This is a genomic window from Micromonospora sp. WMMD1120 (assembly GCF_029626235.1).
Lineage (GTDB): Bacteria > Actinomycetota > Actinomycetes > Mycobacteriales > Micromonosporaceae > Micromonospora.
Genome location: NZ_JARUBO010000005.1, coordinates 1,570,351 through 1,595,528 on the forward strand (window position 1 = coordinate 1,570,351; position 25,178 = coordinate 1,595,528).

The 25,178-nt window shown below is 72.4% G+C and carries 23 protein-coding genes; 4 read left to right on the forward strand and 19 right to left on the reverse strand.

The window, feature by feature from the left end:
- Positions 1 to 20: 20 nt before the first annotated feature.
- A complete protein-coding gene (locus tag O7634_RS07515; protein WP_278149419.1) occupies positions 21 to 533 on the reverse strand; it encodes an ACT domain-containing protein in 513 nt (170 codons plus the stop codon).
- 96 nt (positions 534 to 629) lie between these two features.
- Here O7634_RS07515 and O7634_RS07520 point away from each other — a divergent pair, with 96 nt between their 5' ends.
- The gene (locus O7634_RS07520) at positions 630 to 1,541 is read left to right on the forward strand and encodes an A/G-specific adenine glycosylase (RefSeq protein WP_278149420.1); all 912 of its coding nucleotides are present in this window, start codon (positions 630 to 632) and stop codon (positions 1,539 to 1,541) included.
- 490 nt (positions 1,542 to 2,031) lie between these two features.
- Here O7634_RS07520 and O7634_RS07525 read toward each other — a convergent pair whose 3' ends face one another.
- The 10 genes from O7634_RS07525 to O7634_RS07570 form a co-directional block, all read right to left on the reverse strand.
- Positions 2,032 to 4,575 carry an ATP-dependent Clp protease ATP-binding subunit gene (locus tag O7634_RS07525; RefSeq protein ID WP_278149421.1) on the reverse strand — a complete coding sequence of 848 codons (2,544 nt, stop codon included), beginning with the start codon at positions 4,573 to 4,575 and terminating at the stop codon, positions 2,032 to 2,034.
- A 670-nt stretch (positions 4,576 to 5,245) separates the two neighbouring features.
- Positions 5,246 to 5,590, reverse strand: coding sequence for an Lsr2 family protein (locus tag O7634_RS07530; RefSeq protein ID WP_347404243.1), 345 nt, complete (start codon positions 5,588 to 5,590; stop codon positions 5,246 to 5,248).
- A 125-nt stretch (positions 5,591 to 5,715) separates the two neighbouring features.
- Positions 5,716 to 7,224 carry a lysine--tRNA ligase gene (gene lysS / locus O7634_RS07535; RefSeq protein WP_278149423.1) on the reverse strand — a complete coding sequence of 503 codons (1,509 nt, stop codon included), beginning with the start codon at positions 7,222 to 7,224 and terminating at the stop codon, positions 5,716 to 5,718.
- A 92-nt stretch (positions 7,225 to 7,316) separates the two neighbouring features.
- Entirely contained in the window at positions 7,317 to 8,075 is a 759-nt protein-coding gene (locus O7634_RS07540; protein ID WP_278149424.1) for a type III pantothenate kinase, read from the reverse strand.
- Positions 8,076 to 8,093: 18 nt separating this feature from the next.
- Positions 8,094 to 8,990, reverse strand: a complete 897-nt coding sequence (nadC, locus tag O7634_RS07545; protein ID WP_278149425.1) for a carboxylating nicotinate-nucleotide diphosphorylase — start codon at positions 8,988 to 8,990, stop codon at positions 8,094 to 8,096.
- Positions 8,987 to 10,684 (reverse strand): L-aspartate oxidase, encoded by a 1,698-nt coding sequence (locus O7634_RS07550; protein ID WP_278149426.1) that lies wholly within the window; start codon positions 10,682 to 10,684, stop codon positions 8,987 to 8,989. Before O7634_RS07550 ends, nadC begins: the two co-directional genes overlap by 4 nt.
- 98 nt (positions 10,685 to 10,782) lie before the next feature.
- Entirely contained in the window at positions 10,783 to 11,679 is an 897-nt protein-coding gene (locus O7634_RS07555) for a septum formation family protein (protein ID WP_278149427.1), read from the reverse strand.
- A gap of 96 nt (positions 11,680 to 11,775) precedes the next feature.
- On the reverse strand, positions 11,776 to 12,204 hold the full coding sequence (panD, locus tag O7634_RS07560) for an aspartate 1-decarboxylase (protein ID WP_278149428.1): 429 nt from the start codon (positions 12,202 to 12,204) through the stop codon (positions 11,776 to 11,778).
- Between the two features lie 45 nt (positions 12,205 to 12,249).
- Complete coding sequence (gene panC, locus O7634_RS07565; RefSeq protein WP_278149429.1) at positions 12,250 to 13,098, reverse strand: pantoate--beta-alanine ligase; 849 nt, start codon at positions 13,096 to 13,098, stop codon at positions 12,250 to 12,252.
- Between the two features lie 114 nt (positions 13,099 to 13,212).
- The gene (locus O7634_RS07570; RefSeq protein ID WP_278149430.1) at positions 13,213 to 14,175 is read right to left on the reverse strand and encodes a Rossmann-like and DUF2520 domain-containing protein; all 963 of its coding nucleotides are present in this window, start codon (positions 14,173 to 14,175) and stop codon (positions 13,213 to 13,215) included.
- Positions 14,176 to 14,436: 261 nt separating this feature from the next.
- On the opposite strand from O7634_RS07570, the gene O7634_RS07575 reads away from it, so the two are divergent.
- Both O7634_RS07575 and O7634_RS07580 read left to right on the forward strand, forming a co-directional pair.
- Entirely contained in the window at positions 14,437 to 15,672 is a 1,236-nt protein-coding gene (locus tag O7634_RS07575) for an SAM-dependent methyltransferase (protein WP_278149431.1), read from the forward strand.
- Positions 15,669 to 16,856, forward strand: a complete 1,188-nt coding sequence (locus O7634_RS07580) for an NADH-quinone oxidoreductase subunit D (RefSeq protein WP_278149432.1) — start codon at positions 15,669 to 15,671, stop codon at positions 16,854 to 16,856. The genes O7634_RS07575 and O7634_RS07580 overlap by 4 nt, the downstream gene beginning before the upstream one ends.
- A gap of 90 nt (positions 16,857 to 16,946) precedes the next feature.
- Here O7634_RS07580 and O7634_RS07585 read toward each other — a convergent pair whose 3' ends face one another.
- The 4 genes from O7634_RS07585 to O7634_RS07600 form a co-directional block, all read right to left on the reverse strand.
- Complete coding sequence (locus O7634_RS07585) at positions 16,947 to 18,590, reverse strand: hypothetical protein (protein WP_278149433.1); 1,644 nt, start codon at positions 18,588 to 18,590, stop codon at positions 16,947 to 16,949.
- A 109-nt stretch (positions 18,591 to 18,699) separates the two neighbouring features.
- On the reverse strand, positions 18,700 to 19,704 hold the full coding sequence (locus O7634_RS07590) for a glycine betaine ABC transporter substrate-binding protein (protein ID WP_278149434.1): 1,005 nt from the start codon (positions 19,702 to 19,704) through the stop codon (positions 18,700 to 18,702).
- 204 nt (positions 19,705 to 19,908) lie between these two features.
- Positions 19,909 to 20,649 carry an ABC transporter permease gene (locus O7634_RS07595; protein WP_278153899.1) on the reverse strand — a complete coding sequence of 247 codons (741 nt, stop codon included), beginning with the start codon at positions 20,647 to 20,649 and terminating at the stop codon, positions 19,909 to 19,911.
- Positions 20,646 to 21,332 (reverse strand): ABC transporter permease, encoded by a 687-nt coding sequence (locus tag O7634_RS07600; protein ID WP_278149435.1) that lies wholly within the window; start codon positions 21,330 to 21,332, stop codon positions 20,646 to 20,648. Before O7634_RS07600 ends, O7634_RS07595 begins: the two co-directional genes overlap by 4 nt.
- A 2-nt stretch (positions 21,333 to 21,334) precedes the next feature.
- Between O7634_RS07600 and O7634_RS07605 the strand changes: the two genes are divergently transcribed.
- Entirely contained in the window at positions 21,335 to 22,339 is a 1,005-nt protein-coding gene (locus O7634_RS07605) for an ATP-binding cassette domain-containing protein (RefSeq protein ID WP_278149436.1), read from the forward strand.
- Between the two features lie 33 nt (positions 22,340 to 22,372).
- On the opposite strand, the gene O7634_RS07610 is transcribed toward O7634_RS07605, so the two are convergent.
- The 4 genes from O7634_RS07610 to O7634_RS07625 all read right to left on the reverse strand — a co-directional run bounded on the left by O7634_RS07610 (position 22,373) and on the right by O7634_RS07625 (position 25,167).
- Positions 22,373 to 22,846, reverse strand: coding sequence for a hypothetical protein (locus O7634_RS07610; protein WP_278149437.1), 474 nt, complete (start codon positions 22,844 to 22,846; stop codon positions 22,373 to 22,375).
- 83 nt (positions 22,847 to 22,929) lie between these two features.
- A complete protein-coding gene (locus tag O7634_RS07615; RefSeq protein WP_278149438.1) occupies positions 22,930 to 23,238 on the reverse strand; it encodes a hypothetical protein in 309 nt (102 codons plus the stop codon).
- Positions 23,239 to 23,296: 58 nt separating this feature from the next.
- Entirely contained in the window at positions 23,297 to 24,511 is a 1,215-nt protein-coding gene (locus tag O7634_RS07620; RefSeq protein ID WP_278149439.1) for an ABC transporter permease, read from the reverse strand.
- 116 nt (positions 24,512 to 24,627) lie between these two features.
- On the reverse strand, positions 24,628 to 25,167 hold the full coding sequence (locus tag O7634_RS07625; RefSeq protein WP_278149440.1) for a DUF3180 domain-containing protein: 540 nt from the start codon (positions 25,165 to 25,167) through the stop codon (positions 24,628 to 24,630).
- Positions 25,168 to 25,178 lie beyond the last annotated feature (11 nt).

Below are 25,178 nucleotides of genomic sequence, written 5' to 3' on the forward strand. Positions count from 1 at the left end.
GGTCACGGCCTTGTCGTCGGTCACAGGAGATCCGGGTCCGCCGGCCGGAGGGTGACCTCCACGCCCAGCTCCGCAGCTGTCCGGTGCAGTCTCTCCGCTACCGCGTCGGCCACACCGTCCGGCAACTCGACCTCGGCCAGCACCACGTAGAGCGCACCGGCCAACCGGGTGCTGAGATCGGTGACGTTGCCTCCCGCGTCCACCAGCACCCGCGTCATCGCCGCCACGATGCCCATCCGGTCCGAACCGTGCACCGTCAGCACGTACGGCTCGCCAGCCGGCGGCACCTCACCGTCCGGGGTGACAGCGCGTACCGTCGCCACCAGCTGGCCCTCGGCGGCCAGCGGCGCCAGGGCGGCCTCGACCCCGGCGGCGGCCGGTCCGGTGCAGATGAGGGTCATCGCGAAATGCCCCCGCAGTCGCGTCATGGTGCTGTCGGTCAGGTTCGCGCCCAGTCGGGCCAGCACCTCGGCGACGTCGGCCACGATGCCCGGCCGGTCCCGACCGATGACGGTGATCGCGAGCTCGTTCATCCGCGCATTCTCCCCCGCCGGTCGAACGTCGACCTGTCACCCCGCCCGAGCCGCCCATCAACCGGGACCGTCGCCCGTGACATCATCGGGGTCGTCATGACACAACCCGATTTCGCCACGCTGGTCAGCCGATGGTTCCAAGAGCACGCGCGTGACCTGCCGTGGCGTGCGCCAGGGGTCAGCCCGTGGGCCATCCTGGTCAGTGAGGTCATGCTCCAGCAGACGCCGGTGGTCCGGGTGGTGCCCGCCTGGCAGGCATGGCTGACCCGCTGGCCGGAGCCGGCCGCGTTGGCGGCGGACACCCCGGCCGAGGCGATCCGGATGTGGGGACGGCTCGGCTACCCGCGTCGGGCCGTGCGGCTGCGGGAGTGCGCGGTCGCGATCGTGGAACGACACGCCGGCCGCGTACCGGACCGGCTGGACCAACTGCTGGCACTGCCCGGGGTAGGCACCTACACGGCACGGGCGGTCGCCGCGTTCGCGTACGGGCAGCGGCACCCGGTGGTCGACACCAACGTCCGCCGGGTGGTCAGCCGGGCGGTGGCCGGTGAGCCGGACGCCGGCCCGGTGACCCGCCCAGCCGACCTGGTCGCCACCGAGGAACTGCTCCCGGTGCAACCCGCCGCGGCGGCCCTCGCCAGCGCCGCGTTCATGGAACTCGGCGCGGTGATCTGCACCGCCCGGTCACCGCGCTGCCCGGCCTGCCCGGTCGAATCGATCTGCGCGTGGCGGGCCTCCGGGCAGGAGGCGCCGGCAGGGCCCACCCGCCGGCCCCAGCGGTACGCGGGCACCGACCGGCAGGTACGCGGCCTGCTGCTCGGAGTGCTCCGGGAACACAGCGAGCCGGTCCCACACCAGCGGCTGGACCAGGTCTGGAGCGATGACGTCCAGCGTGCGCGTGCCCTCGCCGGCCTGGTGCAGGACGGGTTGGTCGAACCGGCGGGCACGGACTCCTACCGTCTGGCCGGCGACGGCCCGTCCCCTCCCACCGCCGACCTGACCGCCTGACCCGCGCACTAGCGCCGTCGCGCGTACGCCTCGCTCACGGCCGTCCGGCAGCCGCGAGGCCACACCACGGGCCCGCGAGCCGCCACGGGTGTCCCGGCAGCCCCCGGCTGCCTCTCGGGCATGAGGATCGCGCTCGATCCTTGTTCTAGTGGCATCAAGCGCGCCGGGACCCCACTACATCCACGATGTAGTGGGCTCTTGCCCGCGAGCCCCGAGCCCCGCGCCCCAGGCCCGCGGGCGCCAAGCCCCGCGAGCCCTCACGTACCGGGCCCCGCGCCCCAGGCCCGCGAGCGCCAAGCCCCGCAAGCCCCGCGCCCGCAAGCGCCGCACACCGCGCCCCGAGCCCTCGCGCCCCACGCCCCGCGAGCCCCCGCCCGACGGGGGCGCGGAGAGCGCGCGGCAGGGGGCGCTGTGGGAGGGGTGCGGATGGTGCGCAAAAAGTCGGGGCCCGGTGGCGTGCGCCACCGGGCCCCGACTCGTGCTGTTGCTGTTACTCGTCCGCGCCTGCGGCGGCGGTGCCAGCGGCAGTGCCACCCAGATCGGCCGGCACGGCGTCCGGAACTTCGACCGGCTTGTCCGCGCCCCGGAAGACGAGCTTGGACTTGTCGATGTCGTTCGGGTCGCCCTCGCAGTCCACCACGACGATCTGACCCGGGGTCAGCTCGTTGAACAGGATCCGCTCGGAGAGGTTGTCCTCGATGTCGCGCTGGATCGTGCGACGAAGCGGACGGGCACCGAGCACCGGGTCGAAGCCCTTCGCCGCCAGGTACTTCTTGGCGTTGTCGGTCAGCTCCAGACCCATGTCCTTGTTGCGCAGCTGGCCCTCGATCCGCTGGATCATGATGTCCACGATCGAGAGGATCTCGGTCTGACGCAGCTGGTGGAAGACGATGGTGTCGTCGATCCGGTTCAGGAACTCAGGCCGGAAGTGCTGCTTGAGCTCGTCGTTGACCTTCTGCTTCATCCGGTCGTAGTTGGACTCGGAGTCCTCCGACTGCTGGAAGCCCAGCGACACCGCCTTGGCGACGTCGCGGGTGCCCAGGTTCGTGGTCAGGATGATGACCGTGTTCTTGAAGTCCACGATCCGACCCTGACCGTCGGTGAGCCGACCGTCCTCCAGGATCTGGAGCAGCGTGTTGAACACGTCCGGGTGGGCCTTCTCGATCTCGTCGAAGAGGACCACCGAGAACGGCCGACGACGCACCTTCTCGGTCAGCTGCCCGCCCTCGTCGTAACCGACGTAGCCGGGAGGGGCACCCACGAGCCGGGAGACCGTGTAACGGTCGTGGAACTCGGACATGTCCAGCTGGATGAGCGCATCCTCGCTGCCGAACAGGAACTCGGCGAGCGCCTTGGACAGCTCGGTCTTACCGACACCGGACGGGCCGGCGAAGATGAACGAGCCCGACGGGCGCTTCGGGTCCTTCAGGCCGGCCCGGGTACGCCGGATCGCCTTCGAGACCGCCTTGACCGCGTCCTCCTGGCCGATGACGCGCTTGTGCAGCTCGTCCTCCATGCGCAGCAGGCGCGAGGTCTCCTCCTCGGTCAGCTTGTAGACCGGGATGCCGGTCCAGTTGCCGAGCACCTCGGCGATCTGCTCGTCGTCGACCTCGCTGACGACGTCCAGGTCACCGGCCTTCCACTCCTTCTCCCGCTGGGCCTTCTGCCCGAGGAGCTGCTTTTCCTTGTCGCGCAGCTGGGCGGCGCGCTCGAAGTCCTGCGCGTCGATCGCGGACTCCTTGTCGCGGCGCACCTGGGCGATGCGCTCGTCGAAGTCACGCAGGTCTGGCGGCGCGGTCATCCGGCGGATGCGCATCCGGGCGCCGGCCTCGTCGATCAGGTCGATCGCCTTGTCCGGCAGGAAACGGTCGGAGATGTACCGGTCGGCCAGGGTGGCGGCCGCGACGAGAGCCGCGTCGGTGATGCTCACCCGGTGGTGCGCCTCGTAACGGTCGCGCAGGCCCTTGAGGATCTCGATGGTGTGCGCCAGCGACGGCTCACCCACCTGGATCGGCTGGAACCGGCGCTCGAGGGCGGCGTCCTTCTCCAGGTGCTTGCGGTATTCGTCGAGGGTGGTCGCGCCGATGGTCTGCAGCTCACCACGGGCCAGCATCGGCTTGAGGATGCTGGCGGCGTCGATCGCGCCCTCGGCGGCACCCGCACCCACCAGGGTGTGGATCTCGTCGATGAACAGGATGATGTCGCCGCGGGTGCGGATCTCCTTGAGCACCTTCTTGAGGCGCTCCTCGAAGTCACCGCGGTAGCGGGAGCCGGCGACCAGCGCGCCGAGGTCGAGCGTGTAGAGCTGCTTGTCCTTGAGCGTCTCCGGCACCTCACCCTTGATGATCTTCTGGGAGAGGCCCTCCACCACGGCCGTCTTACCGACGCCGGGCTCACCGATCAGGACCGGGTTGTTCTTGGTACGGCGGGAGAGCACCTGCATGACCCGCTCGATTTCCTTCTCGCGCCCGATGACCGGGTCAAGCTTGCCCTCGCGGGCGGCCTGGGTCAGGTTGCGGCCGAACTGGTCCAGCACGAGGCTGGTCGACGGCGCGGCCTCGCCCGGCGCGGCGCCCGCCGCGGCAGGCTCCTTGCCCTGGTAGCCGGAGAGCAGCTGGATCACCTGCTGGCGGACCCGGTTGAGGTCGGCGCCGAGCTTGACCAGCACCTGGGCGGCGACGCCCTCGCCCTCGCGGATCAGACCGAGCAGGATGTGCTCGGTGCCGATGTAGTTGTGGCCGAGCTGCAGCGCCTCGCGCAGCGACAGCTCCAGCACCTTCTTGGCCCGCGGCGTGAACGGGATGTGCCCGCTCGGCGCCTGCTGGCCCTGGCCGATGATCTCCTCGACCTGCTGGCGGACGCCCTCCAGGGAGATGCCGAGGCTCTCCAGGGCCTTTGCCGCGACGCCTTCACCTTCGTGGATCAGGCCCAGCAGGATGTGTTCCGTACCGATGTAGTTGTGGTTGAGCATCCGGGCCTCTTCTTGGGCCAGGACGACAACCCGTCGCGCTCGGTCGGTGAACCGCTCGAACATGCCCTCGTGCTCCTCACGTGCCGTGCGCCTTGATGGTCAAGATCTTGGCGGGGCCGGTGCACGAACGTCCGGGACGGGCGTCCGTGCCTCCTTACTCTATCGTCGCTGACCGACTCAGCTGAGGTCGTGTGTCTCCGGTCTGGGTCGGTTCCACGTCGTTTTGGACAACCGTCCGCGCTCAGGAGGTGTTCCGGTAGCCCTGTCGCTACGCGCAGAGCGAAATCCGACCGGCCCGATCGGGGCCGTATCCCGCCCCCGGAGGCGCTCCGAACGCCCTCCGAAGGCGCTCCGGCGGCAATCGAAGGGCCAGTTTGCCGGTCCTGGCGAGCGCCGAGCCGCACCCGTAGCGGTTGTCCACAGGTTGTGGATGACTGCTCCACTGGTTGTGGACAACGCCGGTCGACACGGAATGCTTCCCGGGCACCGGAAGGCGCCAGACCCGCGCTCGGCGACCGTGGTCGGCCCCGGCCGACCCCACAGGCCCCACAGGCCCCACAGGCCCCACAGGCGCAGGTCCCAGCGACCCGCCGAACAACGGCGACACCGCCCGAAGCACTCACCGGACCGGCGGATACGGCGACGCCGGCCCGGAGAATCACTCCGGCCCGGCGTCGGTTGTCGCCCGCGGTGGCGGCTGGCCGCCACCGTCGCTGGCTGCCAGCGCTGCTGATCAGCGCTTCGCGTGGAACTCGTCGACGATCTCCTGGGGGATGCGGCCCCGGTCAGAGATGTCCTTGCCGGCCTTCTTCGCCCACTCCCGGATCGCCTTGTTCTGCTCCCGGTCAGCGGTCGCGCCACCCCGACCGCGGGCAGCCCGCCCACCGATCACGACGCCACCCCGGCCGACCTTAGTGCCGGCGCTCACGTACGAGGCAAAAGCGTCGCGCAATTTAGCGGCGTTGGCACTCGACAGGTCGATCTCGTACTGAACACCGTCGAGGGCGAACTTGACGGTCTCGTCCGCGTCCCCGCCGTCCAGGTCATCGACCAGCTTGTGAATGATCTGCTTGGCCACGTCCCACATTCCTTTCGAGCAGGATGCTCCTGCTAACGAGAGCACAATAACCCGCGTGCCGCTCGTCGCGTCAATAGGACGCCGTTACGGCCCGCCATGAGCGTGGCGGGCCACTCGGGGCGGGACTACTCGGGGCGGACCAACGGGAAGAGGATCGTTTCCCGAATTCCGAGGCCGGTCAGGGCCATCAACAGCCGGTCGATTCCCATTCCCATACCGCCGGCCGGCGGCATTCCGTACTCCATGGCCCGAAGAAAGTCCTCGTCGAGACGCATGGCCTCGTCGTCGCCGCGGGCGGCCAGCTGCGCCTGGGCGATCAGCCGCTCCCGCTGCACGACCGGGTCGACCAGCTCGGAGTACCCGGTGCCCAGCTCGAAGCCGAGCACGTAGAGGTCCCACTTCTCGGCGAGCCCCGGCTCGGTGCGGTGCCCCCTGGTGAGCGGGCTCGTCTCCTCCGGGTAGTCCCGCACGAAGGTGGGCGCCTCCAGGCTGGGGACCACCAGTTCCTCGAACAGCTCCTCGGCCAGCTTGCCCGGCCCCCACTTGGGGTCGACCGCCAATCCCACCTTGTCCGCGTACTCCACCAGGCGGGTCCGGTCGGTGCGGACGGTGACCTCCTCGCCCAGCGCCTCGGAAAGCACGCCGAAGAGTGTCACCGACCGCCACTCACCACCCAGGTCGAACTCCCGCCCGTCGGCGTGGGTGACGGTCGTCGAGCCACCCACCGCGATCGCCGCCTGTTGCACGAGATTACGGGTCAGCTCGCCGATCGTGTTGTAGTCCCCGTACGCCTGGTAGGTCTCCAACATCGCGAACTCCGGCGAGTGCGAAGAGTCGACACCCTCATTACGGAAGTTACGGTTGATCTCGAAGACTCGTTCGACGCCGCCGACCACGGCGCGCTTGAGAAACAGTTCCGGAGCGATTCGGAGATACAGATCGGTGTTCAAAGCATTGCTGTGGGTCACGAACGGTCGGGCCGCCGCTCCACCATGCAGCAGTTGCAACATCGGCGTTTCCACCTCGATGTAGCCCTGCCCGTGCAGTGAATCGCGCAGACTACGTACGGCGGCGGCCCGGGTGCGGACCATTTCCCGGGCCTGCGGCCGGACGATGAGGTCGACGTAACGCTGCCGGACGCGAGCCTCCTCGGAGAGGGGCTTGTGCGCCACCGGCAGCGGTCGCAGCGCCTTGGCGGTCATCTCCCACTCCTGGGCGAGCACCGACAACTCACCCCGGCGGCTGGTGATCACCTCACCGGAGACGCCGACCAGGTCGCCGAGGTCGACCAGGCGCTTCCAGGCCTCCAGCCGCTCCGACCCGACCCGGTCCAGCGACAGCATCGCCTGCAGCTCGGTGCCGTCGCCGTCGCGGAGCGTCGCGAAGCAGAGCTTGCCCGTGTTGCGGACGAAGATCACCCGACCGGTCACAGCGACCTGGTCACCGGTCGCGGTGTCGGTAGGCAGGTCGGCGTAGCGCGCCCGGACCTGCGCCAGGGTGGTCGTACGGGGGAAGCCGACCGGGTAGGGCTCGACGCCCTCGGCGAGCATCCGGTCCCGCTTCTCCCGGCGGACCTTCATCTGCTCGGGAAGGTCGTCGGCGGGGTCCACTGGCACGGCGTTCTGCTCGCTCACGGCACGCTTCCTCGTCACGGAGTTACGGGGGGTCAGGCCCGAGCGTACTCAAGCGGTCCGGAGGCCGTTAACGGATAACCCGCCCGTCCCGGTCAGAGGTTGCGCTCGTAGACCATCCGCAGACCGATCAGTGTGATCATCGGTTCGTGGTGGGTGATGGTGCGGCACTCGTTGATCACCAGGGAGGCGAGACCCCCGGTGGCGATGACCGCCCGCACCTCGCCCAGTTCCTCGGTCATCCGCTCGACGATCCGGTCCACCTGACCGGCGAAGCCGAAGTACAGACCGGCCTGGAGGCACTCGACGGTGTTCTTGCCGATCACCGAGCGGGGCTTGGTGGCCTCGACCTTGCGTAGCTGGGCCGCCCGCGCCGCGAGCGCGTCGAAGGAGATCTCGATCCCCGGGGCGAACGCCCCGCCGAGGAACTCCCCACGCCCGCTGATCACGTCGAAGTTGGTGGTGGTGCCGAAGTCGACGACGATCGACGGCCCGCCGTAGAGGGTGTACGCGGCCAGCGTGTTCACCACCCGGTCCGAGCCCACCTCCTTGGGGTTGTCGATCGCCAACTGCACGCCCGTGCGGACGCCCGGCTCGACCACGACGCTCGGCAGGTCGGCGTAGTAGCGGCTGAGCATGGTGCGCAACGAGCGCAGCGCCGCCGGCACCGTCGAGCAGGCGGCCACGCCGGTGATCTCGACGTTGTCACCGGCGAGCAGACCCCGGAACATCAGGCCCAACTCGTCCGCCGTCGAACGGGCATCGGTCTTGATCCGCCAGGAGTGCACCAGCCTGTCGCCCTCGAAGGTCGCCAGCACGGTGTTGGTGTTTCCGATGTCAATGCAGAGCAGCACGCCCCGCAGCCTAGACAACTAGTGGCTGCGCAGGTCCAGCGCGATGTCCAGGATCGGCGACGAGTGCGTCAGCGCGCCCACCGAGAGGAAGTCGACGCCGGTGGCCGCGTACCGGCCCGCCACCTCGAGTGTCAACCCGCCGGTCGCCTCCAACTCGGCCCGGTCGCCGACCACCGCGACCGTCTCGGCCAACGCCTCCGGCGTCATGTTGTCGCAGAGCAGGAAGTCGGCGCCGGCCTCCACCGCCTCCACCGCCTCGTCGACTCCTGTCACCTCGACCTGCACCGGCACCTCCGGGAACGCCTCCCGGACCCGCCGATAGGCCGCCGTGATGCCTCCGGCCGCCAGCTTGTGGTTGTCCTTGATCATGGCGACGTCGTAGAGGCCCATCCGCTTGTTGGTGCCACCGCCGGCCCGGACCGCGTACTTCTCCAACGCCCGCAGACCCGGCGTCGTCTTGCGGGTGTCCAGCACCATCGCCTTCGTGCCGGCCAGCGCGTCCGCCCAGGCCCGGGTGTGGGTGGCCACGCCGGACATCCGGCAGAGCAGGTTGAGCGCCGTCCGCTCGGCGGTCAGCAGCAACCGGGTCGGGCCGGTCACCGTCGCCAGCACGTCGCCGCGAGCCACCCGCTCGCCGTCGCGGGCCGACACCGAGACCTCGACGGTACGACCGGCGCCGGTCACCTCACCGACCAGCTCGAACACGGCGGCGGCCACGGCCAGCCCGGCGATCACCCCGTCCGCGCGAGCCACCAGGTCCGCGGTGTCGGTCTGCTCCGCCGGAATGGTGGCCACGCTGGTGACGTCGAGGAACTCCGGTCCCAGGTCCTCGACCAGGGCGCCCTCGATCACCCGTCGCACCTGCGCCGGGTCCAGCCCGGCCGCCCGCAACGCCGCCCGCGTCGACTCCGTCATGCTGATGTCCCCTCCCACTGCTGCGTCACCCGTCCCTTTGCCCCGATCGCACCGACCAGGTGGCCCAGCCACCGCTCGTCGGCCGTCGGGAAGTCCTCCCGCCAGTGGCAACCCCGGGTCTCACCGCGCGCGTACGCGGCGGCGACGAGCGTCGACGCCACCGTCAGCAGGTTGGTCGCCTCCCAGTCGGCGGTGCGCGGACGGCCCCGGGCGACACCCAGCCCGGTGAGCGTCGCGGCCGTCGCGGCCAACGTGGTCGCCGACCGGAGCACCCCGGCCCCCCGGGTCATCGCCCGTTGCAGGGTCGGCGTCACCTCGGCGGGGAGGACCCAGCCCGCGCCCCCGCGCCAGGCGCCGGTGTCCGCCGGTTGCGCCTGCTCGGGCAGACCGACCGCGATGTCCTCGGCGATCCGCCGGGAGAAGACCAGGCCCTCCAGCAGCGAGTTGCTGGCCAGCCGGTTCGCGCCGTGCACGCCCGTGCAGGCCACCTCGCCGCAGGCGTACAGGCCGGGGATGGAGGTGCGGCCGTGCAGGTCCGTGCGGACGCCGCCGGAGGCGTAGTGGGCGGCCGGCGCGACCGGGATCAGGTCGGTCGCCGGGTCGACGCCGATCGCCAGGCAGGACGCCACGATGGTGGGGAACCGGCCGGCCAGGAAGTCGGCGCCCAGGTGCCGCGCGTCCAGGAAGACGTGGTCCGCGCCGGTGTCCAGCAACACCCGGTGGATGCCCTTGGCCACCACGTCCCGGGGCGCCAGCTCGGCAAGCTCGTGCTGGCCCAGCATGAACCGCTTGCCGTCCGCGTCCACCAGGTACGCGCCCTCGCCGCGCAGCGCCTCGGAGACGAGTGGCTGCTGCGCGTGCCCCGCCCCGGGCACCCCCGCGCCGGAGGGCGTGATCAGGGCCGTCGGGTGGAACTGGACGAACTCCACGTCGGTCACGGCCGCTCCGGCCCGCATCGCCAGCGCCACCCCGTCCCCGGTGGAGACGCCCGGGTTGGTGGTGGCCGAGAAGACCTGTCCCATGCCGCCGGTGGCGAGCACCACCGCGCGGGCCAGCAGCGCGCCCACACCGTCCTCGCTGCCCTCGCCGAGCACGTGCAGGGTGATCCCGCACGCCGGGCCGAGCCCGTCCGGGCCGTCACCGGGCGCGCGCAGCAAATCCAGCACGAGGGCGTGCTCGACCAGCCGGATCCACGGGTCGCGTTGCACAGCCGCGTGCAGGGCGCGCTGCACCTCCGCGCCGGTGGCGTCCCCGCCGGCGTGCACGATCCGGTCCGCCCGGTGCCCGCCCTCGCGGGTCAACATCAGGGAGCCGTCCGGGTGCCTGTCGAACTCGGCGCCGATCCGGATCAGCTCCCGCAGCCGGGTCGGGCCCTCCTCGACCAGCACCCGGACCGCTGCCGGATCACAGATCCCGACCCCGGCGATCTCGGTGTCGCGGGCGTGCGCCGCCGGGGTGTCGGCCGGGTCGAGCACGGCGGCTATGCCGCCCTGCGCCCAGCGGGTCGAGCCGTCATCAATGTTGACCTTGGTGACCACCGTGACGTGCAGGCCCGCCTCGCGCAGGTGCAGCGCCGCGGTCAACCCGGCCACGCCGGAACCCACCACGATCACGTCGGTGGTCTCCACCCAGCCGGGCGCGGGCGCCGCCAGCAACGCGGGCAGGGCGGGGAGGTCGACGGTCGGAAGGTCCATCCCCCCAGTCAACCCGAACCATCCTCGCTCGGGGCGGCGGGGGCGCTACGAGTGTTGTGGGCGACCCCGTCCGGGCCGCGCCCGCCGTCCGGCGGTGGTCACTTCGTCCGGACCGGCAGGCCAGCCGGGCCCGCGCCCTTCAACGACACGCTCACCGTACGGTTGCTGAGCCACAGGTAGCAGCGGACGCCCCGGTCACCGACCTTCCAGCGCCCCGCCCCCGGTGGGCGGACCACCACACCGCTGCGGAACCGCAGCGCGGCGTCGTCCGGCACGCCGACGTAGCGACCGAGGACGCCGCGGCAGCCGGTGTAGAGCGACGCCCAGTCGGCCTCCCTGGTCGGGTACGGCCGGTCCGGCGCGCGCCACACCCCGACGAACTCGGCGTCGTGCTGCTTGCCGCACTCCACCGGGGTCAGCGTCTGTACGCCCCGGCCGGCCCCACCACGGGTCTGCTGGCAACCGAGCCGCAACCCGGAGGCCCCCTTCAACGCGTCGCGCAGACTGCCCGACCGAACCACCACCGTGGCCGCCGCCTCGACAGTGGTCAGCTCGGTGAGATCGCAGCGGAACCAGCGGGAGCCGGCCGCCCAACCGGTGCCGTTCGGCAGCGCCACGGACAGCCGCAGCCGACCCGCCCGCCAGTCGTCACCCAGGTAGCCGGTCGCCCGGGTGTCGCACTCGGCGAACGCGCCCCGCAGCTCGGTCGAACCGCCCGCCGGCGCTGTCGTCCGCTCCGCCGGAAACGCCCCCACGTGCACCGTCTCCAACCGGTGCGGACCCGCGCAGTCCACCGGCTCGTAGCTGGCCAGGGAGACCGTGTCGGTGAAGTCGCCGGCGTGACACACCCCGGCGGCCGGAGTGAACGCCGACGGCGCGGGCAGGGCGGCCCAGTCGTCGGTCAGGTCACCGTCGAGGCCGTTGGCGGCGGCACAGCCAGCGAGCAGCACCGCCGCGACGGCAGCGGCGAACAGGGTCGTCATGGCACGGCGCATCGCGGCCTCCCCCAGCCACTGACCGGCTTCCGCCAGCCCGCCAAGGGTAACCGGAAATGACCTTTCGGTGACAGACCGGAATCGCCTTACCGGGGATCAGACACCGGACACCGCCAGCGGGCTGGGCACCGGGTCACCGGCCGTGCCGGGCGCGACCGCGGCCGGGTCGGCGCCCAGCTCGATCACCCGGTTGTCGGCGTCGACGTGCACGATCCGTGGCCGGTACGACCGCGCCTCCGCGTCGTCCATCTGCCCGTAGGAGATCAGGATGACCAGGTCACCGGGGTGCACCAGGTGGGCGGCGGCCCCGTTGATGCCGATCACGCCGCTGCCCCGCTGACCCGGGATCACGTACGTCTCCAGCCGGGCGCCGTTGGTGATGTCGACGATCGCGACCTGCTCGCCGGGGAGCAGGTCGGCGGCGTCGAGCAGGTCCTCGTCCACCGTCACCGAACCGACGTAGTGCAGGTCGGCCTGGGTCACCGTGGCCCGGTGGATCTTCGACTTGAGCATGGTCCGCAGCATCGGATTGGCCTTTCGGTGGGGTGGTGGAAGAGTGGCGCGGCCGGGTCAGGGACGCGGGGCGAGGTGGATCGCCGCGTTGTCGATCAACCGGGTGGCGCCGACCCACGCCGCGATCACCAGTCGGGCCGGCCCGGACACCGGCCCCGGCTCCAGGTCGGGATCGGTCAGCACCAGGTAGTCGAGGCGGGCGCCGGGCGTACCGGCGCCGAACGCGGCGTGCGCGGCGGTCAGCACCGCCCCCGCGTCCGCGCCGTCGTCGGCGGCCCGCGCCCCGGCCCGCAACGCGGCGGACAGACTCAACGCGGCGGCCCGCTCCGGCTCGCTCAGGTAACGGTTACGGCTGGAGAGCGCCAGTCCGTCCGGCTCCCGGACCGTCGGTACGCCAACCACCTCGACCGGCACGTCCAGGTCACGGGTCATCCGCCGGACCAGGGTGAGCTGCTGGTAGTCCTTCTCGCCGAAGAACGTGAGGTCCGGCCGGGTGAGCTGGAGCAGCTTCAGGACAACCGTCAGCACCCCGTGGAAGAAGCCGGGACGGCTGGCCCCCTCCAACTCCGCGCCGAGCGGACCCGGGTCGAGGCGTACCCGGGGCTGGCCGTCCGGGTACATGTCCGCCACCGACGGGGCGAAGACCACGTCGGCGCCGGCCCGCCGGCACACCTCCAGGTCCGCGTCGAGCGTTCGTGGGTAGCGGTCGAAGTCCTCGTTCGGCCCGAACTGCAACGGGTTCACGAAGATGGTCACCAGCAGGTGGTCGGCCCGTTCCCGGGCCGCGCGCAGCAACGTCTCGTGCCCGGAGTGCAGCGCGCCCATGGTCATCACCACCCCGACCGTGCCCTTCAGCCCGGCCCGGGCCTCGGCCAACTCGGCGCGGGTGTGCACCACCTGGATCATGCCGCCACCTCGGTTCGCGACTGCGGGGCTCGCAGGACCGGCTCACTCCTCGCGCTCACAGCGACACCTCGGTTCGCGACTGCGGGGCTCGCAGGACCGGCTCACTCCTCGCGCTCACAGCGACACCTCCCGACCGCTGTCGGCCAGCACACCGAGCAGCGACTGCGCGTCCACCGGGCGCAGCCGGCCGGCGGCGATGGCCCGGTCCGCGGTACGACGCGCCAGCGCCAGGTACGCCGGGACGGACTCGGGCGCGGTGGCCGCCAACCGGGCCAAATGCCGCCGTACGGTCCCGGCGTCGCCACGGGAGACCGGACCGGTCAGCGCGTCGTCGCCGAGGCGCAGCGCGTTCTCCAGGGCGGCGCGCAGCAACGGGGCGAGGACCTTCTCCGGCCGGGACACCCCGGCGTCGCGCAACCTGTCGGTCGCCTCGTTGACCAGGGTCACCAGGTGGTTGGCGCCATGGGCCAGCGCGGCGTGGTACAGCTGACGATCCGACTCGGCCACCCACTCGGGCACGCCACCCAGGTCGGCGACCAACCGGGCGGCGAGCGGGCGCAACTCCGCCGGAGCGGTCACCCCGTACGAGATGCCGTCCAGACGGACGAGGTCGTCGGGCGTACCGGTGAAGGTCATCGCGGGGTGCAGAGCCAGCGGTCGGGCACCGGCCGCGACGGCCGCCCCCAGCACGGCGAGGCCGTGCGCTCCGGAGGTGTGCGCGACGATCTGACCCGGCCGCAACGCGCCCTGTTCCGCGAGGTCGGTCACCAGGTCGGCGAGCCGGTCGTCCGGCACCGCGATCAGCAGCAGGTCGGCGGCGGCGCGGGCCACCGCGACGGCCGGGTGACGGGGCACCTCGGGCAGCAGCAGGGCGAGGCGGGCACGGCTGGCACCGGAGTCACCGGAGACGGCGACCACGCGGTGCCCGGCGGCGGCGAGCGCGGCTCCCAGCACGGCTCCGACCCGACCGGAGCCGACGACACCGACGGTGAGCAGGCGGGAGGTGGGAACGGCGCGATCCCGCGACGCGGCGGGCCCCGAGGGGGCGGCCGGGCGCGGGCGCAACGGTGCGCTCATGGCGTTGATCCAGTCCTCGAGCAGGGGTACCGGTCGATCGCAAGTATGCGCCCGGCGCACCGAACCGGGACAAGCATGTGTGAAAACCTTCACCACCCCGGCAACACCCCGCCCGCACCCCCGCCACCCCGCGTCGATCTTGCACGTTCTGTCGGTGATATGCGTTGAATATTCCTTATGTCGCGACAGCAACTGCAAGATCGCCGGGTTGGGCTGCCGTAGGGTCGGCACGGTGACGCACGTGGAACGCGGAACGAACTGATGCCGATCCGGTGGCGGGACGCGATGAGCGGGGCCCTCTACGGGGCGGGCGGCTTCTTTGTCGCCGGCACCGGGCCGGCAGACCACTTCCGCACCAGCGTGCACGCCTCGCCGGCCTTCGCCACCGCGCTGCTACGCCTGCTCACCCAGGTCGACAGGGCCCTCGGGCACCCGTCCCGGCTCGACGTGGTCGACGTGGGCGCGGGGCGCGGTGAGCTGCTGCTGGCGCTCACCGGGCTTGCGGTCGGGGTTTCCGGGGAGCCCGCCCACTCCGGGCGGTCAGGCTTCATCCCTCCGTGGTCGGGCTCCCCGGAAACCCCGACTCCCACGACCTCCGCCCGCCTGTCACTCGCCGAGCGGGTCCGCTTCACAGCCGTGGAGTACGCGCCCCGCCCCGAGAACCTGCCCCAAAAGATCAACTGGACCGCCGAGATCCCGGACGGAATCACCGGACTGCTGATCGCCACCGAGTGGTTGGACAACGTCCCCCTCGACACAGCCGTGCACACCGAAGCCGGCTGGCGCTACCTGCTGGTCGACCCGGAGACCGGCGCGGAGACCATAGGCGAACACGTCACCGCCGAAGATCACGACTGGTTAGCCAGGTGGTGGCCCCACACCTCGACAGCCGCGAACAGCGACCGCACCGCACCCTCGACCGCCCCGGACACGACAAGCGGAAGCGAGTCGGGTTTCGGGGCAGCCCGGCCGGCGCAGGGATCGAGCCTGACCGCCCGGAGCCGGTCGGACTGCCCCGAAACCCCCCACCGCCACCACCGCGCGGAGATAGGCCGGACCAGGGATGAAGCCTGGGCGAGTGCCGTGCAGAAGATGGAACGCGGGCTCGCGGTCGCGGTGGACTACGGGCACCTGAGAGCAGGTCGCCCGGTGGACGGGACGCTGACCGGTTACCGGGACGGGCGGCAGGTGCACCCGATTCCGGACGGGTCGAGTGATGTGACAGCCCACGTCGCCATGGACTCGGTCGCCTCCGCCGGCGCCGCGGTCGCCCGGTGCGCGTACTCCCTGGTCTCGCAGCGGAAGGCGCTGCGGGCGCTCGGGGCCGACGGCGGGCGACCGCCGCTGAGCCTGGCCGGCACCGACCCGGCCGGCTACGTGCGGGCGCTGGCTGCTGCCTCGACGGTGGCCGAGCTGACCGACCCGGCCGGGCTCGGCGGGCACTGGTGGCTGCGCCAGCCGGTCGGCATCCCGCCCGAGCCGCCCGTGGCACGATGACGGGCATGACCACCGACGCCGGGGACCTCCGTGAACTGACCGTCGGCACCGGGGCCGGCCTGGTCGCCGGCACCAGCGACCAGCCGCTCGGCACCGACATGGTGCTGAACATCGGCCCGCAGCACCCCTCCACGCACGGTGTGCTGCGGCTGAAGCTGGTGCTGGACGGCGAGCGGGTGGTCTCCTGCGAGCCGATCGTCGGCTACATGCACCGGGGCGCGGAGAAGCTCTTCGAGGTACGCGACTACCGGCAGATCATCGTGCTGGCCAACCGGCACGACTGGCTCTCGGCCTTCGCCAACGAGCTGGGTGTGGTGCTCGCCGTGGAACGCCTGATGGGCATGGAGGTGCCGGAGCGGGCCACCTGGCTGCGGATGGCGCTCGCGGAGCTGAACCGGGTGCTCAACCACCTGATGTTCCTCGGCTCGTACCCGTTGGAGATCGGGGCGATCACACCGATCTTCTATGCGTTCCGGGAGCGGGAGACCATCCAGGCGGTGATGGAGGAGGTCTCCGGCGGCCGGATCCACTACATGTTCAACCGGGTTGGCGGCCTCAAGGAGGAGGTGCCGGCCGGCTGGACCGGCCGGGCGCGCGCGGCGATCGGCGAGGTGCGTCGGCGGATGCCCGACCTGGATCACCTGATCCGGCGCAACGAGATCTTCCTGGCCCGCACCGTCGGTGTCGGCGTGCTGTCCGCCGCGGACGCGGCCGCGTTCGGCGCGTCCGGCCCGGTGGCCCGCGCCTCCGGGCTCGATCTGGACCTGCGCCGCGACGACCCCTACCTGGCCTACGACGAGTTGAACGTGCCGGTGGTCACCCGCACCGCCGGGGACTGCCACGCCCGCTTCGAGGTGCTGCTCGACCAGGTGTACGCGTCACTGGACCTCGCCGAGCAGTGCCTGGACCGGGTGGACCGGCTGACCGGGCCGATCAACACCCGGCTGCCGAAGGTGCTCAAGGCGCCGGAGGGCCACACGTACGCCTGGACGGAGAACCCGCTCGGCATCAACGGCTACTACCTGGTGTCCCGGGGGGAGAAGACACCGTGGCGGTTGAAGTTGCGCACCGCGTCGTACGCGAACGTGCAGGCGCTGGCCACCCTGCTCCCCGGCTGCCTGGTCCCGGACCTGATCGCGATCCTCGGCTCGATGTTCTTCGTGGTCGGCGACATCGACAAGTGACGCGGGCCGCCTGACCCGTCACCGAGAGCGGCCCGTCTCCCGTCAGCGCCAGCGGGCCGTCTCCCGTCAGCGCCAGCGGCCCGTCTCCCGTCAGCGCCAGCGGTCGGTCGGCGAGGCGCCGCCGGCACGCGGCGCGTCGTCCCGGGGCGGGTAGCCGTAACGCTCCTCGACCCGACGCCTACCGACCCGGTCCGGCGCGGGTTCGGCCTGGCCGCGCTGACGCGGCGGGCGCCACTCGTCCGGCACCGGCACCCCGCCCCTCGGCAGCGCCGGTCGGCCCGCCGGCTCGTCCCGGTACGACTCGCGCTCCCCGTACCGGCCGCCGCCCTCGTAACGACCGTCGTCCTCGTGCCGGCGCGGCTCCTCGTGCCGGACGGTGGCCCAGCGGTCGGCGACCCGGTACTCGGTGCCGGAGGCGTCGGCGTGCACCTCGGCCCGGCGTTCACCGACCCGCATCTCGTGGCCGTTCTCGTCGTCCCGGACGGCGGCCCACCGGTCGCCGGCCCGCAACTGCGACCAGTACTCGCCGGTGTCGTCGGCCCGCAACGGCGGCCCGGCCTGCGGCGCCGAGGCGCCCGCCCGATCACGCCGCTCCGACCAGCCACGATCGTCCGGTCCATCCCACGACCGCTCCGGCGGGCGCGGTGACCTGGCCGTCGACCCGCGCTCGTCGGGTTGGGCGTACGCGTCGCGCGGATCGGTCCACTCCGGCTCGTCGGCCCCGTACCGCGGGTCACGGCCCGACCCGTCCCGCGCGGCGCTCCACTCCGACTGGCCACCCCGGGTCGCCTGCTGCGCACCCCGGGCGCGGTCGTCGCCGGCCCCGGCCCGGTCGTCGCCGTAGCCGCCCGCGGGGCGGTCGTCGCCGTAGCCGGCTCGGGGACGCTCCTCCGCACCGCCGCCCCTCGTCCACTCCTGCGCCGGCGGGGTCCACTGACCGGTGTACCGGCCGCCGTAGTGTCCGGCCGGCTCGGGCGTGCCACCATCCACCACCGTGTGCCGGGTGGTGACGTGCACGGTCTCGGTGTGCCGGACCACGCCGGGTCGGTGCGCCGATTCCGGGCGGGCGGCCCCGTACGCGGTGCCGGCCGGTCGTCCCGCGCCGTACGTCCCGGCGGGCGCCGACTGCTCGGCGGCCTCCCACGCGTACGCCGGCTCGTCGTCGTCCTCGTTCCCGGAGCGACCCCACCGGGACGCCTCGTCGGGACCCGGACCCGACACCCGGGCCCGGCCCGCCGGTGCGTCGACCGGCGCCGAGACCCGGCTGCGGGCCACCGGCGCGTCGTCGGTCGGCGGCTCGGCGGGCACCCGGGCCCGACCGGCGCCGGGTGGGTCGGCGCTCGCGGCACCGGCGAGGGCGGCGCTGCTGGCGTCGAGTCGACGACTCAGCGCGGCGACGCCCTCCTGGGCCCGTTGCGCCTGGTCGAGCGCCTGATTGCCACGCTGGGCGGCGGCCACGATCTCGCTGCGCAGCTCCCGGCGCAGCCCTTCGATCTCGTCCAGCAGCTCGTCGGCCCGCGCCGCGTCGCCCTCGCCGTCGGGTCGCAGCGCGATGGACAGGCCGATCAGCACCACCGCGAGAATGGCGAGCACCGCGGCGAAGCGCAGCGGACCGTTGCCGTCGGCGACCAGCAGGATCAGCGCCGCCACCGGGGCCAGACCCACACCCGCCCAGAAGAGCATGGTCAGCAGTGGTGGTTGACGCCGGACGTCAGGGGTGGCCGGGGCTGGCATGGATGTGCAGCCTACCGAGAACCGGCACCGGAGGAAATGGGTCCCCGGACGCGCGGACGCCCCTCGCCCGGTCCGGGCGAGGGGCGTCCGTGGCCCGCTCCGAGGGGCCTCAGCTGGTGGCGAAGGCGCTGTCCGAGGAGAAGATCAGGCCGACGCTGATCGACCCGTCGCGCAGGCCGCTCTTGGTCAGCGGACCGCCCTGGTCGAGCGAGGAGAACTTGCCCACCGACAGCCCGTAGGTCTTCTCCAGACCCGGCTTGCAGAACGGGCGCTGCTCGCACTCCGGCGGGCCGCCCAGCACCGTGGCGCTGCCGGAGCACTTGGCGGCCAGCTCGGAGAGGGTCCGCACGCCGTACTTGTCGGCGAAGGCCTGGGTCACCGCGAAGGCGTTCTGGTCCTGCGCGGCGGCCGGAGCGCCGAAGGTGATGCCGACCTTGTCGCCCTGGGCCTTCAGCGCGGTCACCGTCGTGTTGATGTCCGGCGAGGAGACCGGCTGGGCGTTCTGACCGTTGGCCTTCGTGTTGAGGAACTCGGCCATCGTCGCCGCGTACTCCGGGACGACCTGGACCTCGCCCTTCTCCAGGGCGGGCTCGTAGAGCTCCCGGTTGCCGATCTGCTGCACCTTGACCTGGTAGCCGGCGGCGGTGAGCGCGATCCGGTACAGCTCGCCGAGGATCTGGCTCTCGGCGAAGTTGCCGGCGCCGACGGTGATGTCACCGCCGGGGCCCTTGGCGATGCCGGCCGTCAGGTTGTTGGCGGACGCGAACTCCTCGGCGGCCACCTTGGCGGTCTTGCGCTCGTCGTTCACCGCCTTGTTGAGCTGGATCAGCTTCGGGGTGTCGAGCGCCGCGGAGACCTTGTCCAGCGCGGCGATCAGCTGCGGGTTGGCCGCCTTGCTGTTGACGGCGGGAATGACGTTGTCGGAGTTCTGCAGCTTCTTGTCGTCCTGCAACGCGATGAGCTGCTGCCCGGCGACCGGCGCGCACCCGGCGCCGGAGGCGTTCGGCTCGGGTGCGTCGGTGCCGGACGAGCCGGCGTCACCGCAACCGGTGAGAAGTGCTGCTCCGGCGATGGCGCTGACCGCCCCGATCGCCAGACGTGTACGTGCGCGCATGTGCCGCCCGCCTTCCGTGTCCCGGCGCGACCCGTCTCGGGCCGGCCGCGTGTCCGACGGGCGATCCTGACTCTTGGCCGCCCGCGAATATCCACCCAACATGCTCCGCAACCGACCGACAACCTGAGGTGGACTTCGTCACCACATCGTCACCGACCGGACCGGCGTGGGCCGTCCGCTCGACGCCGGGCTCACCCGGACGGGTCAGGCGTTGCCGGTGGCGTCGGCCGGTCGGGGCCGGCCCAGACGTTGCCGTCCGCGCCGCAGCGGTCGCGGGGTGACCATTCGTTCGACGCCGCCGAGGACCACCTCGGCGAGCAGGGCCAGGCCGGCCACCAGCACACCGCCCGCGACGATCTGCCCGCCACCGGCAGCGATGCCCAGACCGAACCCGGTCCGGATGATCTGGCCGAGGCCGCCGCCGTTGACGAACGAGGCGAGCGCCGCGGTGGCGATCACCTGCACGGCGGCGGTCCGGAATCCGGCCGCGAGATAGGGCACCGCGAGGGGCAGCTCCACCCGGCGCAGCAGTTGACCACCGGACAGGCCCATGCCGAGGGCCGCGTCCCGGGCCTCCGGGTCCACCTGCCGCACCCCGGTGTACGCGTTCGCCAGCAACGGCGGCACGGCGAAGACCGCCAGCGCCACCACCACCGGCGTCTTGCCGAAACCGCTGGCGAACACCACCGGAAGGATGGTCAGCAGCGCCAGCGTGGGGATGGCCAGTGTGGCGTTGGACACCAGCACCACAAGGCCGCCGCCCCGACCGATGTGGCCCAGCCAGAGGCCGAGCGGCCAGGCCACCAGGCAGCCGAGCGCCACCGCCAGGGCGGAGATCGTCAGGTGTTCGCCGAGCCGGTCCAGCAGGCCGCCCGGGTTCGTCCAGTTCAACGGGTCGTTGATCCAGACGACGGCCTGACTGATCGGGTTCTCCACGACTGTCACCGCGCCCTCCGGGTGGACCACGGGGTCACCAGTCGGGCGACCAGGATGAGCAGCAGGTCGAGCAGCACAGCGAGCGCCACGCAGAGCAGGGTCGCGGTCATGATCTCGGCCTTGTAGAGGTTGTTCTGGAAGCCCGCGAAGATCAACTGACCGAGGCCGCCGTGCCCGACGACGACCCCGACCGTGACCAACGCCACTGTCGAGACGGTCGCCAGGCGTACGCCGGTCACGATGCCGGGCAGCGCCAGCGGCAGGTCGATCCGGAACAGTCGGCCCCACCGGCCGTACCCCATGCCCTCGGCGGCCTCACGGACCTCCGGCGGCACCTGGTTGAGGCCCGCCACCGCGTTGCGCACGATCAGCAGCAGCGCGTAGAGGACCAGGCCGACGAGCACAGTGGTCGTCCCGGTGCCGAGGTAGGGGGCGATGAACGCGAAGAGCGCCAGGGACGGGATGGTGTACACCACCCCGCTGACGGCGAGGATCGGGCCGGCGAGCGGGCGGACCCAGTACGCCAGCACCGCCAACGGCAGCGCGATCAACACCGCGATCAACACCGCCCGCCCGGTGAGGGTGGCGTGTTCACGCACCGCGGCGAGGATCGTGTCAGAGTTGTCCCGCACGTACTGCCAGGAGAACCAGGGGTTACCCGGGTCGTCCCGGTAGCTCAGGCGGAAGGACATACGTGGACGTTACCCCGGAGGCCACCGACGTGGCCCGATCCCCTCGCGCCGCGTCGATCTCGTTACAGGGGATCCAGAAGCGCTACCCGAACGGCACCGAGGCCGTCCGGGACCTGAGCCTTGACGTCCGGGCCGGTGAGCTGGTGGTGCTGATCGGCCCGTCCGGCTGCGGCAAGTCGACGGTGTTACGCATGATCAATCGGCTGATCGAACCGACCGGCGGCCGCATCATGCTCGGCGACGAGGACGTCACCGACGTGGACCCGGTGTCGTTGCGCCGCCGGATCGGCTACGTGATCCAGAACGTCGGTCTCTTTCCACACCAGACCGTCCGGGCCAACGTCGCCACGGTGCCGGGCCTGCTGCGGTGGCCGAAGGGCAAGACCCGGACCCGGGTCGACGAGCTGCTCGACCTGGTCGGGCTGGACCCGTCCGAGTTCGGCGGGCGCTACCCGCAGGAGCTGTCCGGCGGTCAGCGGCAACGCGTCGGCGTGGCCCGCGCGCTCGCCGCCGATCCGGTGGTGCTGTTGATGGACGAGCCGTTCTCCGCCGTCGACCCGATCGTCCGGGCCCGCCTCCAGGAGGAGTTCCTCCGCCTCCAGGCCGAGGTCCGCAAGACGATCGTGCTGGTCACCCACGACCTTGACGAGGCGGTCCGGCTGGGTGACCGGATCGCGGTGCTCTCCGCGGGCGGCCACCTGGAGCAGTACGACACGCCGGCCGCCCTGCTCGGCACACCCGCCACCCCGTTCGTCAGCGAGTTCGTCGGCGCCGACCGGGGCATCCGCCGACTGGTGGTCACTCCCCTGGACCGGCAGTCGCTGGAGCCGGTGCCCAGGGACGCCGCAGCCGACCTGCCCACCGTCGCACTGGGCAACTCCGCGTACGACGCGCTCGCGGTCCTGCTCACCTCGGGTCGGGACCGGCTCGTCGTGACCGAGTCGGGCCGGCCGGTGGGAGCGCTCAGCCGGCAGCGCCTCCTCGACCTCGGTCGCACGCCCCGCTGACCCGGCCACCGACGGCGGTCGCGCCCGGTCTGGTCAGGCGCGACCGCCCAGGCTGGCGGTGCCGATGATCCACCCGGTGAGGAAGCCGTAGCCGGCGCCGGCGCTGGCGGCCTGTAGGGCGGCCAGCAGCGACGCCGCCGGGCCGAGCGCCGTCGCCAGCAGCCCGGCGAGCCCGGCGGCCAGCACGTACGCGGCCCAACCGGAGAAGAACTGGCTGACCGGGCCCGGCACCCGGGCCACCTGGGCGGCGGGCAGAAGATAGAGCAGCGCCACCGCGAGCACCACGAGCAGCACGGCCCGCAGGTCGGCGGCGAACAATCCGCCGGGCCGCCCGTCCGCGTCGAGCAGCCAGGCCGGCCAGGCGAGCAGGCGCGCGTAGTAGGCGCCGGCCGACGCCGGTTCGGTCTGACCCTGCGCCCAACCGGTGTACGCCGGACTGCCGCAGATGCCGACTAGCAGCAGCACCGCCAGGGCGCCGGTGCCGGCGGCCGTGCCGTAACGGCTCACCGGGCCCGAGCGGTGCAGGAACGACGTGATCCGCCCAGACCTCGAACCGGTGGCTCGCGCGGACCTGGGCTGCCCCGAGCGGCTCAGTGCTTCATCAGGTAGTCGATGAAGGCGGCCCGCAGCAGCGGCGCCGACTCCTCGTACCCGTGACCGGTCAGCTCGCGCCACAGCGCGTTGGCCTCGTCGATGGTGGGGCCGATCGAGTTCGGCGCGCCGTCCAGCACCGTGGCCTCGTCCGCGTTCGGCAGGTGCCGCAGCACCGACCAGTAGAACCCCACGTCACGCCGCTCCCGGGCCAGGGCGAACGCCCGCTCCCGCAGCTCCTCGGTGGACAGCGCGTCAAGCTCGGAGAAGGAGGTTCCGCCGGGGGTGGCGGCAGGTGTGTCGGTCATGTCGCCGAGCCTAACTGTCGAGATCAGCCCCGGCTCGGCGGACGCGGCGCGACGCGGGTCACCGTTCGTCGGTGTCCCACCGGCGAGGGCTGTCCTCCCACCGCGGGTCCCGCCACGGATCGACCGGTTGCGGCGCGGCCTGGGTGGGCAGCGCGGGAGGCCAGTTCTCGACCGGCTGCGGCTGCGGTCTGGTCCACCCCGCGCTGATCGTGCCGTCGCTGACCGGCTCAGGGCTGTCGATGCTGCCCGTCCGGGGCCGACCGAACGTCTCGACCAGCCGGGTGACCAGCAGGCCGGCACCGAGCGCGGCCCCGCCGACCACCCAGTTGCTCAACGTCCATCCGCGCTCCGACGCGTAGACCTGGAAGACGGCGACCAGGCTGACCGCCAGCAGCGTGCCGAACACGCCGCCCCGCCGCCCGTACGCGCTGGTGCCGGCGAGCAGGGCGACGCCGATCGCCAGCACCGTCCAGTCCAACCCGGAGGTGGGCGCCACCGGGCCGGGATCGTTTGCGGCGAGCAGCACGCCGGCGAGGGCCGCCAGGACCGTCGAGACGACGAGCGCCACGGCGGCGACGACGGCGGCGACCACGCCCCGACGACGGGCCGGGTCGGCCACCGGCCGGTAGCGGCCGACCAGCCGGCGGATCGCCCGGATCGCGCCGAACAACCCACCGAGGACGGCCACCGCGGCGAAGCCGGCGAACAGGTACCCGGCGCTGCGCCCCGGGTCGTAGTCGCCCTGCACCAGCACCGGCGCGGACCGGCGTTCGATGAACACCACCACCCCGGCCGCGCCGGCCAGGCTGGCGGCCCAACCCGGCACGTGCAGGAGCACCACCGCCAGCGCCAGGGCGAGGCCACCCACCGCGGCCGCCGCCACGGCCGGCCCGACCGACGCTGGCAGACCGCGATCGCCCTGCTCGGCGTAGTGCAGCGCGGCCGCCACGGCGACCGGGCCGACCGCCAGGTTGGGCGCCGCCGCCCGCAGACTCACGCCGGCGGCCAGGGCGAGCAATCCCAGGCCGACCGCGTCGATCAGCAGGGTGCGCAGGTTGCCGTCGCGCACGGCGGCCGGGTCCTCCTGCCAGAGCAGCCAGCCCACCGCCGCCACCCCCACCAGCAGCAGCAGCTCCCAGCCAAGATGCACACCGACCCGGTCCCGGCCGGGCTCACCCTGACTGGGGTCGTCGAAGACGTTCTCCAGAACGGCGGCCGGCACCCCGGACGAGGTCTCGGCCGACCGGTCCCGGCCCGCTTCTTCGTACCCCATGACGCCGCCCTCCCCAGTGGCCGGCCCAGGTCCAGCGTGCGGACGGACCTCGGGCGGCCCTCGCTCTCCGATCGCAGGCACCGTACCCGCGCCCGCAGCCGGGCGTAACCCCCTGGTCAGCGCTGGCCGGGGCGGCTCTCCCGCGAGTCCGGCTCGCGCTCGTCGTCCGGGCGCTCCGGCACCCGGCAGGACCGCTCCAGCCAGAGCGCAGCGCCGACCAGGGCCAGCGAGGCGAGCAGGCCGCCGCCCGCGGCGGGCCGGTCGTCCAGCGCCGCGCGGGTGGTCTCGACGAACAGCCAGCCGGTGAGCCCCGCGTAGAAGCCGGCGAAGATCGCGGCGGCCAACGCCGACGCCTTGGCCAGGACCACGAACCGGGCGACCATCAGCGGGTTGACCGGGTCCCGGCCGGGCTTGCGTTCGATCCGGCCCCGGGTGTTGACCGCCGCGTACGCCTCGAGCACGGCGAGGCCGGCCAGCGTCACCACCGGTAGCCAGGGCAGGCGGGGAATGCCGCTGTAGTAGAAGCTGCTGATCAGCAGCCAGGCCACCGCCGCCGCGGCCAGGCCGGCCACGAGCAGGGTCGAGATGCGGGTGGGGCCCATCCGGGACCGGTCCGGGCCCGACCCGCCCGGTGGTGAGGGCCTCGCCTGCGTCATGCCGGCCCGTT

Excerpts from the sequence above, each read along its gene's own strand:
- O7634_RS07615 (WP_278149438.1), bottom strand. The coding sequence starts at position 23,238 with ATGACCGACACACCTGCCGCCACCCCCGGCGGAACCTCCTTCTCCGAG.
- nadC (WP_278149425.1), bottom strand. The coding sequence starts at position 8,990 with ATGACGGAGTCGACGCGGGCGGCGTTGCGGGCGGCCGGGCTGGACCCG.
- O7634_RS07590 (WP_278149434.1), bottom strand. The coding sequence starts at position 19,704 with ATGCGCGCACGTACACGTCTGGCGATCGGGGCGGTCAGCGCCATCGCC.
- O7634_RS07515 (WP_278149419.1), bottom strand. The coding sequence starts at position 533 with ATGAACGAGCTCGCGATCACCGTCATCGGTCGGGACCGGCCGGGCATC.
- O7634_RS07585 (WP_278149433.1), bottom strand. The coding sequence starts at position 18,590 with ATGCCAGCCCCGGCCACCCCTGACGTCCGGCGTCAACCACCACTGCTG.
- O7634_RS07555 (WP_278149427.1), bottom strand. The coding sequence starts at position 11,679 with ATGCGCCGTGCCATGACGACCCTGTTCGCCGCTGCCGTCGCGGCGGTG.
- O7634_RS07525 (WP_278149421.1), bottom strand. The coding sequence starts at position 4,575 with ATGTTCGAGCGGTTCACCGACCGAGCGCGACGGGTTGTCGTCCTGGCC.
- panD (WP_278149428.1), bottom strand. The coding sequence starts at position 12,204 with ATGCTGCGGACCATGCTCAAGTCGAAGATCCACCGGGCCACGGTGACC.
- O7634_RS07550 (WP_278149426.1), bottom strand. The coding sequence starts at position 10,684 with ATGGACCTTCCGACCGTCGACCTCCCCGCCCTGCCCGCGTTGCTGGCG.
- O7634_RS07570 (WP_278149430.1), bottom strand. The coding sequence starts at position 14,175 with ATGAGCGCACCGTTGCGCCCGCGCCCGGCCGCCCCCTCGGGGCCCGCC.
- O7634_RS07580 (WP_278149432.1), top strand. The coding sequence starts at position 15,669 with ATGACGGGCATGACCACCGACGCCGGGGACCTCCGTGAACTGACCGTC.
- O7634_RS07620 (WP_278149439.1), bottom strand. The coding sequence starts at position 24,511 with ATGGGGTACGAAGAAGCGGGCCGGGACCGGTCGGCCGAGACCTCGTCC.
- O7634_RS07600 (WP_278149435.1), bottom strand. The coding sequence starts at position 21,332 with ATGTCCTTCCGCCTGAGCTACCGGGACGACCCGGGTAACCCCTGGTTC.
- O7634_RS07520 (WP_278149420.1), top strand. The coding sequence starts at position 630 with ATGACACAACCCGATTTCGCCACGCTGGTCAGCCGATGGTTCCAAGAG.
- O7634_RS07625 (WP_278149440.1), bottom strand. The coding sequence starts at position 25,167 with ATGACGCAGGCGAGGCCCTCACCACCGGGCGGGTCGGGCCCGGACCGG.
- panC (WP_278149429.1), bottom strand. The coding sequence starts at position 13,098 with ATGATCCAGGTGGTGCACACCCGCGCCGAGTTGGCCGAGGCCCGGGCC.
- O7634_RS07575 (WP_278149431.1), top strand. The coding sequence starts at position 14,437 with ATGCCGATCCGGTGGCGGGACGCGATGAGCGGGGCCCTCTACGGGGCG.